This window comes from Camelimonas abortus (assembly GCF_042432745.1).
GTDB classification, from domain to species: Bacteria; Pseudomonadota; Alphaproteobacteria; order Rhizobiales; family Beijerinckiaceae; genus Camelimonas; species Camelimonas abortus.
This window is the reverse complement of sequence record NZ_JBHLWR010000004.1, coordinates 368123-382274: the sequence shown is the minus strand read 5'-3', so window position 1 is coordinate 382274 and position 14152 is coordinate 368123. Positions and strand designations below refer to the sequence as shown.

The 14152-nt window shown below is 71.6% G+C and carries 12 protein-coding genes; 6 read left to right on the top strand and 6 right to left on the bottom strand.

Annotated elements, in window-relative coordinates:
* Positions 1-65 precede the first annotated feature (65 nt).
* The 5 genes from gluQRS to ACFFJB_RS01825 all read left to right on the top strand — a co-directional run bounded on the left by gluQRS (position 66) and on the right by ACFFJB_RS01825 (position 4313).
* Complete coding sequence (gene gluQRS / locus ACFFJB_RS01845) at positions 66-980, top strand: tRNA glutamyl-Q(34) synthetase GluQRS (protein ID WP_376829092.1); 915 nt, start codon at positions 66-68, stop codon at positions 978-980.
* A 357-nt stretch (positions 981-1337) separates the two neighbouring features.
* Positions 1338-2210: a manganese/iron ABC transporter ATP-binding protein gene (locus tag ACFFJB_RS01840; protein ID WP_376829090.1), complete on the top strand. Its 873-nt coding sequence runs from the start codon at positions 1338-1340 to the stop codon at positions 2208-2210.
* Positions 2207-3076, top strand: a complete 870-nt coding sequence (locus ACFFJB_RS01835) for a metal ABC transporter permease (protein ID WP_376829088.1) — start codon at positions 2207-2209, stop codon at positions 3074-3076. The genes ACFFJB_RS01840 and ACFFJB_RS01835 overlap by 4 nt, the downstream gene beginning before the upstream one ends.
* The gene (locus tag ACFFJB_RS01830) at positions 3073-3933 is read left to right on the top strand and encodes a metal ABC transporter permease (RefSeq protein WP_376829086.1); all 861 of its coding nucleotides are present in this window, start codon (positions 3073-3075) and stop codon (positions 3931-3933) included. Before ACFFJB_RS01835 ends, ACFFJB_RS01830 begins: the two co-directional genes overlap by 4 nt.
* Positions 3934-3989: 56 nt before the next feature.
* On the top strand, positions 3990-4313 hold the full coding sequence (locus ACFFJB_RS01825) for a YnfA family protein (protein ID WP_376829084.1): 324 nt from the start codon (positions 3990-3992) through the stop codon (positions 4311-4313).
* On the opposite strand, the gene ACFFJB_RS01820 is transcribed toward ACFFJB_RS01825, so the two are convergent.
* The 6 genes from ACFFJB_RS01820 to ACFFJB_RS01795 form a co-directional block, all read right to left on the bottom strand.
* A complete protein-coding gene (locus ACFFJB_RS01820; RefSeq protein WP_376829082.1) occupies positions 4285-4767 on the bottom strand; it encodes a very short patch repair endonuclease in 483 nt (160 codons plus the stop codon). The genes ACFFJB_RS01825 and ACFFJB_RS01820 overlap by 29 nt on opposite strands.
* A complete protein-coding gene (locus tag ACFFJB_RS01815) occupies positions 4748-5536 on the bottom strand; it encodes a GIY-YIG nuclease family protein (protein ID WP_376829080.1) in 789 nt (262 codons plus the stop codon). Before ACFFJB_RS01815 ends, ACFFJB_RS01820 begins: the two co-directional genes overlap by 20 nt.
* Positions 5533-6744 (bottom strand): DNA cytosine methyltransferase, encoded by a 1212-nt coding sequence (locus tag ACFFJB_RS01810; protein WP_376829078.1) that lies wholly within the window; start codon positions 6742-6744, stop codon positions 5533-5535. Before ACFFJB_RS01810 ends, ACFFJB_RS01815 begins: the two co-directional genes overlap by 4 nt.
* 194 nt (positions 6745-6938) lie before the next feature.
* Positions 6939-7394 (bottom strand): DUF983 domain-containing protein, encoded by a 456-nt coding sequence (locus tag ACFFJB_RS01805; protein WP_376829077.1) that lies wholly within the window; start codon positions 7392-7394, stop codon positions 6939-6941.
* Between the two features lie 728 nt (positions 7395-8122).
* On the bottom strand, positions 8123-9748 hold the full coding sequence (locus tag ACFFJB_RS01800) for an AMP-binding protein (protein WP_376829075.1): 1626 nt from the start codon (positions 9746-9748) through the stop codon (positions 8123-8125).
* 212 nt (positions 9749-9960) lie between these two features.
* A complete protein-coding gene (locus ACFFJB_RS01795) occupies positions 9961-10488 on the bottom strand; it encodes a MarR family winged helix-turn-helix transcriptional regulator (RefSeq protein ID WP_376829073.1) in 528 nt (175 codons plus the stop codon).
* 226 nt (positions 10489-10714) lie between these two features.
* On the opposite strand from ACFFJB_RS01795, the gene ACFFJB_RS01790 reads away from it, so the two are divergent.
* Positions 10715-14104 carry an acetyl-CoA carboxylase family protein gene (locus ACFFJB_RS01790; RefSeq protein ID WP_376829071.1) on the top strand — a complete coding sequence of 1130 codons (3390 nt, stop codon included), beginning with the start codon at positions 10715-10717 and terminating at the stop codon, positions 14102-14104.
* The last annotated feature ends 48 nt before the right edge of the window (positions 14105-14152 follow it).

Below are 14152 nucleotides of genomic sequence, written 5' to 3'. Positions count from 1 at the left end.
CGCCGCTGGACGGCGGCGCCGATCTGTGACAGACGCCCCGCAGCGGCCAGCGCAGGGGCAGGAGCATGCAGCAGCCGGCGAATGCCGATGAAGCGGTCACCGGGGCGTCCGTCCAGGGGCGGCCCGTGCTGCGTTTCGCCCCCAGTCCCAACGGCTACCTGCACGCCGGCCACGCCTATTCGGCGCTGGTCAACGCCCGGCTGGCGCGCCGCCTCGGCGGCCGGCTGCTGCTGCGCTTCGAGGACATCGATCTCACCCGCTGCCGGCCGGAATTTGAGGCGGCGGCGCTGGAGGACCTGGAATGGCTCGGCCTGCGGTTCGACGGTCCGCCGCGGCGCCAGAGCGAGCATTTCGACGCCTATGCGGCCCATATCGGCCGGCTGACGGCGATGGGGCTGACCTATCCGTGTTTCTGCTCGCGCCGCCAGATCGCGGCCGCCGCCGGTCCGGACGGCCCGCGCGATCCTGACGGCGCGCCGCTCTATCCGGGCCTGTGCCGCCACATCCCGGCCGGGGAGGCGCGACGGCGCATCGCCGCCGGCGAGCCCCACGCCCTGCGGCTCGACATGGCCGCGGCGCTGCGCCGCGCGCTGCCGCCGGGCGGGCTCGCCATGCGGCGGCTCACGCCAGCGCTGGTCACCGAACCCGTCCCCGTGGATCCCGCGGCCTGGGGCGACGTGGTGCTGGCCCGCAAGGAGACGCCCACCAGCTACCACGTCTCAGTGGTGGTGGACGACGCCCTCCAGGGCGTCACCCATGTGGTCCGCGGCCAGGATCTGGAGGCGGCGACCGCCGTGCACCGGCTGCTGCAGCAGCTGTGGGGGCTGCCGGAGCCCGTCTATTTCCATCACCGGCTGGTGCGGGACGAAACCGGCGGCAAGCTGGCCAAGAGCCTCGGCTCAAAGCCGCTGCGCCAGCTGCGCGCGGAAGGCGTCGCCGCCGCGGAGCTGCGCGCCAGCCTTGGCTTCGCGGAGCCGTGACGCGCCGCTCCGGACGCGCTGGCGGCGCGCACGGGTCTGAGGAGCGTCCCGGCCGCCCGCGTCGGCCCCGCGCCGTTGCGTCAGCGGGGGCGTCAGGCGCGCGGCTGCGGGCGTCCGCGCCGTCGGCGCCCTGTCCGGTCACGGGCGCGGCGGCGCCATCACGGGGCGGCGTCACGTCGCGTCCGTTACGGCTGCGGCGCCCTGCCGGCACGTTCCCGGCCGGGCGCGTCTTGTGCGCCCGCCCGCGCTTTTCCTCTTGACGGGCGGCCGCCGCGGGCTTTATCTGCAAATAACTTGCAGGTGCAGAACGCGCCGGCGGGCCGCGCCCGTCGCTCCGCGCCCCATTCCGGACCCGCCATGACGGTTTCTTTTCACACGCGCTCCACGGAAACCGCTCCGGCGACCGAGCCCGCCATCGCTGCGGACGACGTCACCGTCGTCTACCGCAACGGCCATTGCGCCCTCGATCGCGCCAGTTTCCGCGCCCCCGCCGGCTCCATCACCGCCCTTGTCGGCGTCAACGGCAGCGGCAAGTCCACCCTGTTCAAGGCCATCATGGGCATTGTTCCGCTCGCCGCCGGCTCCATCCGCATTTTCGGCGCGCCGGTGGCGGAGTCGCTGCGCCGCCAGGCCGTGGCCTATGTGCCGCAAAGCGAGGATGTGGACTGGAACTTTCCGGTGCTCGTCGGGGACGTGGTGATGATGGGCCGTTACGGCCACATGGGTTTCCTGCGCCGGCCGCGCGCCGCTGACCGGGAGGCGGTCGCCGGGGCGCTGGAGCGCGTGGGCATGCACGCGTTCCGCAGCCGCCAGATCGGCGAACTCTCCGGCGGCCAGCGCAAGCGCGTGTTTCTCGCCCGCGCGCTCGCCCAGGACGCGCGGCTGATCCTGCTGGACGAGCCTTTCACCGGCGTCGACGTCGGCGCCGAGGAGGCGATCATCGCCCTGCTGCAGGAGCTGCGCCGCGAGGGCCGCTCCATGCTGGTCTCCACCCATGACCTTGGCGGCGCGCCAACCTTCTGCGACCGCGCCGTGCTGCTCAACCGCACGGTGCTGGCCAGCGGCCCCATCGCCAGCGTGTTCACCGCCGCCAACCTGCAGAAGGCGTTCGGCGGCCGGCTGCGGCGCATCGACCTGCCGGGCGCGGGCGGCGCCGTCAACGTGGTTTCGGACGACGAGCGCGCCCTGGTGCTGCCGGCCGAGCCGGCGGCGGAGGAGCGTCGGCCATGAGCCTGCTGCTTGAGCCGTTCTCCTATGATTACATGGTCAACGCCATGTGGGTGTCGGCGCTGGTCGGCGGCGTGTGCGCCTTTCTCTCCGCCTTCCTGATGCTGAAGGGCTGGTCGCTGGTCGGCGACGCGCTGTCCCACGCCATCGTGCCCGGCGTCGCCGGCGCCTGGCTGCTGGGGCTGCCGTTCTCCGTCGGCGCGTTCTTTTCCGGCGGGCTCGCCGCCGCGGCCATCATGTTCCTCAACCAGCGCACGCGGCTGAAGGAGGACGTCATTATCGGCCTCATCTTCTCCACCTTCTTTGCGCTGGGCCTGTTCATGGCGTCGCTGTCGCCCACGCCCTTCGACCTGCAGACCATCATCATGGGCAACATCCTCGCGGTGACGCCGGAGGACACGCTGCAGCTGGCCATCATCGCCGGCGTGGCGCTGGCGGCGCTGCTGCTCACCTGGCGGGATCTGGCGGCGATCTTCTTTGATGAGGTCCATGCCCGCGCCGTCGGCCTGCGGGTCAACGCGCTGCGGCTGATGTTCTTCGCGCTGCTCGCAGCCTGCTGCGTCGCCGCCATGCAGACGGTCGGGGCTTTTCTGGTGATCTGCCTCGTGGTTACGCCCGGGGCCACGGCCTACCTGCTGTCGGACCGTTTCGGGCGGGTGCTGGCCGTCAGCGTCGCCACCGGCGCCGGCACGAGCTTCCTCGGCGCCTGGATCAGCTATTATCTCAACGGCGCCACCGGCGGCGTCATCGTCACCCTGCAGACCGTGGCGTTCCTCGCCGCCTTCGTGTTCGCGCCCAGGCACGGGCTGCTGGCGGCGCGGCGCCTGCGGCGGCTGCGGACGGCGCCGCAAGGGGAGGGCGGGGCATGAATCTTGACGCCGTCCTGCATTTTCTCACCCAGCCGCTGGCCCTGCCCTTCATGCGCGACGCCTTTCTGGCGGCGCAGCTGGCGGCGGTTCCCGCCGCGCTGCTCTCCTGCCTGATGGTGCTGCGCGGCTGGGCGCTGCTGGGCGACGCCATTTCCCACGCCGTGCTGCCGGGCGTGGTCGTGGCCTATGTCGCCGGCCTGCCGTTCGGCGTCGGGGCCTTTGGCGCCGGCATGTTCTGCGCGGTGGCGGCTGGCTATCTGCAGACCCACAGCCGCATCCGCCAGGACACGGTGCTGGGCGTGGTGTTCTCCGGCATGTTCGGCTTCGGCCTCGTGCTGTACCGGGCCATCGACAGCAACGTGCACCTGGAGCACATCCTGTTCGGCGACCTGCTCGGCGTGGGTCCGGACGACATTCTGCTCTCCGGCGCCGTCGCGCTGCTGGTGACGGCGGTGATGGCGCTGCGCTGGCGCGATTTCGCCCTGCACGCCTTTGATCCGGTGCAGGCGCGCGTGGTCGGCCTGCCGGTGGGCCTGCTGCATTACGGCCTGCTGGCGCTGGTCTCGCTGGCGATCGTCGCGGCGCTGAAGACCTCGGGCCTGGTGCTGGCCATCGCCCTGCTGATCGCGCCCGGCGCCATCGGCTTCATGCTGACGCGGCGGCTGTCGCGCATGATGCTGGCGGCGGTGGCCGCCAACATGCTGGCCGCCGCCATCGGCGTGTTCGCCAGCTACTGGCTGGACAGCGCTCCGGGCCCCACCATCGTGCTCTGCCTTGCGGTGATGTTTATCGCAGCCATGCTGGCGTCGGGCCGCCGTCGCCGCCAGCGCGCGGCGGCGGCCACGTCCGGCGGTTGACAGTTTGCGCAACCTTTGCGACGCCAGCGCCTTCAGCGAAACATCGGGCGGCCGGCATGACCCTGGCGATCTGTATTGGCGCGGCGCTGGCGGAGATCGCTGGCTGTTTCGCCTTCTGGGCGTGGCTGCGACTGGGGCGCAGCGCCTTGTGGCTGCTGCCGGGCTTTGCTTCGCTCGCGATTTTCGCCTGGATGCTGACTTTGGTGGAAAGCAGCGCCGCCGGCCGCGCTTACGCCGTCTATGGCGGGATTTACATCGTCACTTCGCTGTTCTGGTTATGGGCGGTGGAGGGCGTGCGACCGGACCGGTGGGATGTTACGGGCGCCGCCCTTTGTCTCGCCGGCGCCGCGGTCATTTTTCTGGGGCCGCGCCCGGCCTGAGCCGCGGCGCGGCCGCCTGCGTCTCCGCCCCGTCCAGAAACGCTTTCAGGCGCGCCTCCAGCGCCGGGCGCAGGCGCTGTTTCAGCTCGCACTCCCACACCACCAGCGCCTGCCAGCCGGCGGCGGCCAGCGCCGCCATGGTCGCCTGGTCCCGCGCCATGTTGCGGGCGATCTTGCTGCGCCAGTAGCTGGCGTTGGCGGCCGGCATGCGGGCGCCGCGGGCGCAGTCATGGCCGTGCCAGAAGCAGCCGTGAATGAAGATGACCTTGCGCCGCCCGGGAAAGACGATGTCCGGCGAGCCCGGCAGGTCCCTGCGGTGCAGGCGGTAGCGGTAGCCCATGGCGTGCAGCGTCCGCCGCACCGTCATTTCCGGCCGGGTGTCGGCGGAGCGCACGGCGCGCATCACGGCGCTGCGCGCCGCGGAGGGGTTCTGCTCAGGTTTCTTCAGCGCCATCCGCTTTCTGCACGCTGGCCGGTCCGCCGAGGGCCATGTAGCGGCGTTCGGCCAGCCACTGCAGGCGTTTCGCCTGGACGTTCAGCACCCGGCGCAGGCCGCCCTGCACCTTGCGTTCGGAAATGACCTGCGCCAGCCGGGCGATGACCAGGGCGCGGCGCGCGATGCGGAAATCGGGATGGCCGCGGATCTCCGCCACCGCGTCGGAGACGATGCGGCCGCGCAGCGACGGCGGCGGCGCCACCACCGCCCGCGGCGCGGGCGGATCCTTCTCGTTGAGCACGGCGCCGAAGGCGCTGCCGGCCAGCGCCTGCCGGTACACGTGGTGCTCCAGGGCGTCGAGCACGTCCAGTTCGGCGCGGCCCGCCTGCCGGCGCGGAACGTCCTGGAACTGCGGCAGCGGCCACACCTCGATCTCGTACACCTCCAGCGGGTCGAGCACCGACATGGCCACGGCGTCGGTGCGCTGGTTGGTGAGATGGCGGCCGATGCGCGTGCGCAGCCGCTCATTGGTCTGGCCTACGTAAATGGGCTCGCCGTCATAGTCGTAGAAGGCGTAGACGCCCCAGCGCCAGTTGCCGACCGGCTGGGTGCGGCCGCTCTGCGGGTCCGTGTAAGGCGTGAGGAAAAAGCGCGTGAGATTGCGGCGCAGGTCGTCCGTTTCGAACGGCGGCGCGGCGACGCCGTCCGCAAACTGGCGCGCCGGGGCCGGGCGGGACGGCTCCGCCAGCTCCGGAAACAGCAGCTGCTGCGCCGGATCTGCGATCACGCCTCCGCCTCCGTCGCGCGTCCGCCTGCGGCCGCCATGCGGGCGGGGCGGGCGGCGCCTTCCGGCGTGGCGGCGCGCAGCCCCAGCAGCGGCTCGAACAGGTGATGGGCGAGGTGGCGCACCACCGGCGCCGCCACCCCGTCGCCGGTGAGGTGGTAGGCCTCGTTGTAATTGCGCGGCAGGCGGTAGTCGTCGGGCAGACCCATGAGGCGCGCCGTCTCGCGCGCCGAGATCAGCCGGGTGCGGATGCGCTCGCCGTCCACCACCATGATCACCTGGCGGCTGGAGCCGCCGGCGGGGGTGCGCAGGCAGCCGGCCACGTCGTCGAAGCGCACCTCGGCGCGCTGCGCCTTGGCGCCGCTGGCGTCGGTGCGGGTGCGCCGGTAGATGGCCCCCACCATCCGCCGTCCGGCGCGTCTGGCCGCCTCCACCTTGGCGAGATTGACCGGCGACATCAGCGCCATCAGCGCCGCCGTCTCCTCCGGCGTGTGCCAGGAGACGCTGGCGGGATTGTCTTCGATGAGATCCGCGAAGGCCTGGTTGCGCTGCGGCGGGGTGGGGATGTTCCACCACAGCCAGCCGGCGCGGGCGCGCGGGGAAAGGCGGGCCATGGCGTTGCGCAGGCTGCGGGTGTGGAACGGCTCCACCGCGCCCGGCGCCAGCAGCCCGGGCGGCGGCGCCATGTCCCTGCGCACGCCGATGACGAACAGCCGCGGCCGCGACTGCGGCACGAACAGCACCGCGTCGATGACCAGCGCGCCGCAGGCGTAGCCGTGGGCGGCGAAGGTGTCGCAGATGGCGGCGAAGTCCTGGCCGCCATGCGAGCTGAGCGCGCCGGTGACGTTCTCCAGCGCCACGATTCGCGGCGTCCGCCCTTCCGCGGCGAGGGCGCCGATGATGTCCCAGAAGGCGTAGAACGTGCCCGAGCGCGCGCCCTTCAGGCCAGCCCCGGCGCCGGCCAGCGACAGGTCCTGGCAGGGAAACGACGCCCACGCCAGATCGGCGGTTCCCGGCAGGTCGGCGCTGCGCACGTTGCGGATGTCGCCCACCTGGATGACGCCGGGCGCGCCCCAGTTGGCCTGGTAGGTCAGCGCCTTCTTGTGGTCGAAGTCATTGGCGAACACGCAGCGCCAGCCGTCGCCGAGGCCGGCGCGCGCCATGCCGCCGCCAGCGAAGAACTCATAGAACGTCGGCCGCGAGTCGCTCATCGCCAGTTCCGCAACAGCGGCCGTCGCCGCGTCGGTGTTTCCGGTTCGTTCCGGATGGTAACAGGCGCGCCGCCGCGCCGCCAGTGGCCAGACGCGTCTGTCCCGCCCCTGTCATGCGCGGCCGGCGTGATCCGTTTGCGGAAAACACGGGCGCCGCCCGGGCGCGGGGCGGCGCCGGACGTCGCGCCGTCCGGTCAGGAGGCGTGATTGCCGGCGGCGTCGCCGGCGCGCCAGTCGCCGCCCTGGCCCTTGCCGAGCTCGTAATGGCCGGAGGAGCCGGCGATGCGGCCTTCCTCCGCCTTGTGGAAATACTGGCTGGCCACCAGCCAGCCCTTCAGCGGCCGCAGCGGCAGCACGCAGAAGATGATCATCAGCGGCAGGGTGGTGACCAGATGCACCCAGTAGGGGGCCTCATAGGCCACCTCAAGCCACACCGCGAAGGCGCTCACCATGAGGCCGGCGATGCAGATGGCGAAGAAGGCCGGGCCGTCGGCAGGGTCGGCGTAGGAATAGTCCAGGTCGCAGACCTCGCACTTCCTGGCGAGCTTCAGATAGCCCGAGAACAGGCGCCCCTGGCCGCAGCGCGGGCAGCGACCGTGCAGACCGGTGCGCGAGGGGGGCAGGGGCGGCCAGTAATGTTCGTTGGACATCGCCGTTTCCTTGTTGCCAGCCTGGTCAGGGGCCAGGCGCAGGTTGCGGGTCTGTGGAGCGGCGTCGCAAAGGCCGGCGGCGCCGCATGGGCTGCGCGCCGGCGGGGGCGACGGCGCCCTGGCGCCGCGCGGGGAAATGACGGCAGGTCATTTCCGCATCTGGTATGTAAATTGGCGATGGCGCATGTCAACGCGGGCGGCTGTTTCCGCGCACGGGTGAGCGGGTTTGTCGCGCCGCAAGGCTGCCTTGCGCGTGCGTTTGCGCGCGGCGGGGCCATCGTGGACCGCCTCCGGGCTGTTTTTCGGCGGCGTGTGGGCCGTGCGGCGGATGTTCGCGGCGCACGGGCCGGTCCGGCCGGGAGGGCGCCGTCGCGCCTCGCCCGCTGCGGCCGCCGGATCCGGCGCCCCCAATTGTCGCCGGCCGGCCGTTCACGGCGGCGTGCGCGGACGCACATGCGCGCGCCCGCGCCGGGCCTACACCTGCCGGCATGGAGCGCAGACGCTCCGGGCTGGAGAAGGATCAGCGAATGTCCGCAGTGAAATCGATTGGTTCGATCATGTTCGCCACGCCGATCGGCTGGGCCGTCCTGGCCGCCGCCCTCATCGTGGCCATCCGCTTCGCTGCGGCGTGACGGCCTGGCCGCGGGCGGCGTCCGCCGCCCCCGGCGACTTTTCCTGACGGCCGCCCGGAAACGGGCGGCCTTTGTCGTGGCGCGGCGGCGCCGCGGTCAGCCGCGGATCTTCTCGCGCCTCACCTTCACGCCCGCCTTCTCGCGGTCCCAGGTGTCCGGCGTGACGCCGGCGCTGCGCAGCACGTGTTTCTCCACCTTTTGCGTCGGCGTCTTCGGCAGGTCGTCCAGCACGCGGATGTAGCGCGGCAGCATGAAGTGGGCGAGCCGCGGCCGCAGGAACTCCAGCAGCTCCGGCGGATCGATGCTGGCGCCGGGCGTGGGCGCCACAATGGCCAGCACGTCGTCCTCGGAGGTCTCGTTGGGCACGGCCACCACGGCGCACTCGCGCACCGCCGGATGCGCCAGGATCTCCACCTCCACCTCATATGACGAAATGTTCTCGCCCCGCCGGCGGATGGCGTCCTTCTTGCGGTCCACGAAGAAATAGTCGCCGTCGGCGTCGCGGCGGAAGGCGTCGCCGGTGTGGAACCAGCCGTTGCGCCAGGCCTGGGCGGTGGCCTCCGGATTTTTGAAATAGCCCGAGTTCAGCGCCCAGGGCGCGTCGGTGCGGATGATGAGCTCGCCCACCACGCCCGGCGGCACCTCGCAGTCGTTGTCATCGACGATGCGCACTTCCACGCCCTCGCGCGGCCGGCCGCAGACGCCGGGTTTCTCCGGCCCCGGCCCGGAAATGACCGGCACGCTGATCTCGGTCATGTTGAACAGCGTCCAGACCTGCGCGCCGAAGCGCTCGCGGAAAGCGCGCCAGTTCTCGTCGAGCGGGATCATCACCGCCTTGCGCAGCGTGTGGTTGCGGTCGTCCGGCGAAGGCGGCGCCTTGGAGATGAAGGCGGTCATCACGCCGAGCAGGATCACCATGGTGGCGCGGGTGGCGCGCACGTGGTCCCAGAACCGGTCGGTGACGAAGTCGCCGGCGAGGCCCACCGTGCCGCCGCGGTTGAGCATGGCCGCCACCGGGCAGGTGCCGCCCACATGGAACAGCGGGCCGTACACCAGGAAGGTGTCGGTTTCGTCCACCATCGGCCAGGCCTGGCGGCCGCTCATGTGATAGAGATGGGCGTAGGTGCTGACGACGCCCTTCGACGGCCCCGTGGTGCCGGAGGTGTAGATGACCGACTGCACGTCCCAGGGCTCGACCGGCCGCTCCGGCTCCGGCGCCTCGGCGGGATCGCCGGCGAGGGCGGTTTCGCCGGAGAGAATGGCCAGCCCGTCGATGGCGAGCCCGGGCTCCACCTCGCCGCCCACGGTGACGCAGACGGCGAGCTCCGCCCGGTTGATGTCGGCGAGGCGGCGGACGAGGTCCGGGCTGGCGATGATGACCCTGGAGCCGGCGTTGCCGATGACATGGGCCAGCAGGGCGCCGCGATAGGCGACGTTGATCGGCACATAGACGGCGCCGAGCCAGTTGATGGCGAACCAGACGCGGATCATGTCCGGGCTGTTGGGCAGCCATACCGTCACCGTGTCGCCCTGGCGCACGCCGAGCCGGGCGAGCGCGGCCGCGGTGGCCCGCACCCGGTCATGCATCTCGCCATAGGTGATCTCGGAGCCGTCGCCCAGCCGCAGGAAGGGAAAGCCGGGTTTCTCGCGCGCCCGCCGCTCGAGCACGTAGCGCAGGACGCTGTCTTCGCGGGCGGGAACCCGCGGGTCGTGACTGGCCATGGCGTTTCCTCGCAATGTTGCCCTGGCGGCCGCGGCGGCGTTTCCGGCTGGCGCCGGCCCGCGGCCGTCCTGGCGTGACCGTCCTGGCCGGAATGCTGCCGCGGCCGCGGGTTTATGTCAATGCGTTGACGCAAATTGCGCCGCCTGCGCGGCCACGTCGCCTGCGGCGCCGGCCGGCGCCGTCGCCCCCGTCCCTTGCGTAACGGCGCCTGTCAGGCGCCGCCGTCGTTGTCAGGCATGCGCATGTTGCGCAGGTTGCGGGTGATCTTCACCAGCGTGTTGGTAAAGGCGATCTTCTCGTCTTGGGAGACGCCGTGGGCGGCGAGGCGGAAGAACTCCACCGTGCGCGCGCCCAGCGTCTCCCATGCCTTCACGCCTTCCGGCGTCAGCCGCACCATGCGCACGCGCCGGTCGCGCGGATTCTCCACCCGCTCCACCAGGCCAAGCTTTTCGAGACGTTTCAGCACCGCATCAAGATTTTGCCGGCTGACGGCGATGTAATCCACGAAACTTGAAAAGGCGATGCCGTCCGGCATGTATCGCGACAGCGCCCCCAGCACGATGCCCTGGATGGCGGAAATGTTCAGTTCGCGATTCGCCGTGCGCTCATACTGGTTCGCCGCCTGACAAAGCCGGAAGAACAAACGGTTGTTGATGTCGTGATCGGGCGTGATCTGTTGTATCCGCGCTTCACCGACATTTCGGCCCTCTCTTGTCGCAGGTGTGTCCGGCCTGGTCATGCATATGCTTCCTTTCAGCCGGAACTATGCCTGAAAGCGCGCGCGCCTGTCACGTCACCGCGCTGGGATGGCCGCCCGGGTCGCGGTTTCGTCAGGGGATCTGTCCTGAATTCATATCAATATATTGACGCAAATTCACTTCGGACATAGCTTTCCCGGCGACGTCTGATCCGCAAGAACACGACAGCTGGCGCCGCCGGAGCGCGCCGCCGGAGCAGGGAGAGCCATGACGATCAAGAGGCTGCTGATCGCGAACCGCGGCGAGATCGCCGTCCGCATCGCGCGCGCCGCGGCGGGCTGCGGCATGGAGTCGGTCGCCGTTTACGCGCAGGACGACGCCGCCTCGCTGCACGTGCGCGCCGCGGACGCGGCGCTTGCGCTGGAGGGCGTGGGCGCGGCGGCCTATCTGGACATCGAGGGGCTCGTCGCCGCGGCGGCGAAGGCCGGCGCCGACGCCATCCATCCGGGCTACGGCTTCCTCTCGGAGAGCGCCGCCTTCGCCCGCAGGGCGGCGGAGGCGGGGATCACATTCGTGGGACCGCGGCCGGAGCTGCTGGAGCTGTTCGGCGACAAGGCGAAGGCGCGGGCTCTGGCCCGCGAGGCCGGCCTGCCGCTGCTTCCGGGCCTCGCCGGACCTGCGACCCTGGAGGAGGCGCGGGCGTTCTTCCTCGGGCAGCGCCAGCTTTACGGCGACGACGCCGCGGTGATGGTCAAGGCCGTGGCTGGCGGCGGCGGCCGCGGCATGCGCGCCGTCTTCCGGCCGGAGGAGCTGGAGGAGGCGTTCCGCCGCTGCCAGTCCGAGGCGCAGGGGGCGTTCGGCGACGGCCGCCTCTATGTGGAGCGCTATCTCCCCTCGGTTCGCCATATCGAGGTGCAGGTCGTCGGCGATGGCGAAAACGTGATCCATCTCGGCGAGCGCGAATGCACCATCCAGCGCCGCAACCAGAAGATCGTCGAGGTCGCGCCCAGCCCGTCCCTGTCGCCGCAGGCGCGCGCCGCAATGTGCGAGGCCGCCCTGCGCCTCGCCCGCCACGTGCGCTATGACGGCGTCGGCACCTTCGAATTCCTGGTTCCGGCCGATTCCGCTGCGCCCGACGACTTCTTCTTCATGGAGGTGAACCCGCGCATCCAGGTGGAGCACACCGTCACCGAGGAGGTCTGTGGCGTCGACCTGGTGGAGACGCAGCTGCGCCTCGCCTCCGGCGCCCGTCTCGCCGGTCTCGGCCTGACGCGGGACATGCAGCCGCAGGGCTACGCCATCCAGCTGCGCGTCAACATGGAGACCATCACGGCGGACGGCGCGGCGCGCCCCGCCGGCGGGCGCATCGAGGCCTATGATCCGCCTTCCGGCCCCGGCGTGCGCGTCGACGGCTATGGCTACGCCGGCTACGTCACCAGCCCGCGCTATGACCCGCTGCTGGCCAAGCTGGTCGTGCATTCGCGCACGGGGGACTACGCCGGCGCGGCGCGGCGGGCCCTTCGGGCGCTGCGCGAGTTCCGCATCGGGGGCGTGGCCACCAACATCCCGTTCCTGCGGGCGCTGCTGGCCCATCCGGATTTCATCGCCAACCGGGTCGACACCGGTTTCGTCGCCCGCAACGCCGCGGCGCTGGCAGGTCCCGACGCGCAGGTGGCGGGCGACCTGTTCCATCCGGCCGCGCCCGCCGGCGCCGGGCCGCGCCGGCCGCAGTCGTCCAGGGCGCTGGACCCGCTGGCGGTGTTCGGGGTTCCCGCGACGGAGCCATGCGCCGCGGCGGAGCCGCAGCCGGGCGCCGTCGCGGCCACGCCCGACGGCATGGAGGCGGTGAACGCCCCGCTGCAGGGCACCATCGTCAGCATCGACGTCGCTCCGGGAGACGCGGTGCGCAAGGGCCAGCAGCTGCTGGTGCTCGAGGCGATGAAGATGGAGCATGTGGTCAGCGCGGAGATCTCCGGCCATGTCGGCCAGGTGCTGGCCAGTCCCGGCGACACCGTGTTCGAGGGCCATCCGCTGCTGTTCATCACCCCCGGCGAGGTGGCGGGGGACGAGACCGGGGCGGGCGAGGCGTCTGATCCCGACCATATCCGCCCGGACCTCGCCGAGGTGCTGGAGCGCCACGCCATGCTGCTCGACGAGCGCCGGCCCGAGGCGGTGGCGCGCCGGCGCCGCGCCGGCCAGCGCACCGTGCGCGAGAACATCGCCGACCTGGTGGATGAAGGCAGCTTCGTCGAATACGGCGGCCTCGCCCTCGCCGCCCAGCGCCAGCGCCGCAGCTTCGACGAGCTGCTGAAGATAAGCCCCGCCGACGGCCTGGTGGCCGGCCTCGGCGCGGTGAACGGCGCGCTGTTCGGCGAGGAGGCCGCCCGCTGCGCCGTGATGGGCTATGACTACACGGTGTTCGCCGGCACCCAGGGCGTCATCAACCACCGCAAGAAGGACAGGCTGCTGGAGCTGGCGGCGCGCTGGCGGCTGCCGCTGGTGGTGTTCGCCGAGGGCGGCGGCGGCCGCCCGGGCGACGAGTGGCCGACTCCGGCCGGGCTGGACACCACCACCTTCAGCCGCTTCGGCGCCATGAGCGGTCTTGCGCCCACGGTGAGCATCGTCGACGGGCGCTGTTTCGCCGGCAACGCCGCGGTGGCCGGCGCCTGCGACGTCATCATCGCCACCGGCCGCTCCAACATCGGCATGGGCGGTCCGGCCATGGTGGAGGGCGGCGGCCTCGGCGTGTTCCGCCCCGAGGACATCGGCCCCGCCTCCGTCCAGGAGCGCAACGGCGTCATCGACATCCTGGTGAAGGATGAAGCCGAGGGCGTGGCGGTGGCCAGGAAATATCTCGGCTATTTCCAGGGGCGGCTGAAGGAGTGGAGCTGCGCCGACCAGCGCCTGCTGCGCCGCGTCGTGCCGGAGAACCGCCTGCGCGCCTATGACGTGCGCAAGGTGCTGGAGATTCTCGCCGACACCGGCTCGGTGCTGGAGCTGCGGCCCGGTTTCGGCCGGGCCATGGTCACCGCCTTCGCCCGTATCGAGGGCCGTCCGGTGGGCGTCATCGCCAACAACGCCCAGGTGCTGGGCGGCGCCATCGACGCCGACGCCGCCGACAAGGCGGCGCGCTTCATCCGCCTGTGCGACGCCTTCGACATTCCCATCGTTTCGCTGTGCGACACGCCCGGCATGATGGTGGGGCCGGAGGTGGAGAAGTCCGCCCAGGTGCGGCACGTCTCGCGCATGTTCGTGGCGGCGGCCAACGCCACGGTGCCGGTGTTCACCATCGTGCTGCGCAAGGGCTACGGCCTCGGCGCCCTCGCCATGGCCGGCGGCGGCTCGCACGCCTCCTTCTTCATCCTCGCCTGGCCTACCGGCGAGTTCGGGGCCATGGGCCTTGAGGGCGGCGTCAAGCTGGCCTACCGCAAGGAGCTGATGGCCATTGAGGATCCGGCGGCCCGCAAGGCCTGGTTCGACCGCATGGTCGCCGCCGAATACGAGAAAAACCGGGCCCTCTCCGGCGCCACCTATCTGGAGGTGGACGACGTCATCGACCCCATGGACACGCGCCGCTGGCTGCTGCGCGGACTGAAGTCGCTGCCGGCCGCGGCGCCGCGTCAGGGCAAGAAAGTGGCCAGCGTCGACGTGTGGTGACGCGCGCCGGCGCAGCCGGCGGCCGCGCCGCCACGGCGCCGTCACCAC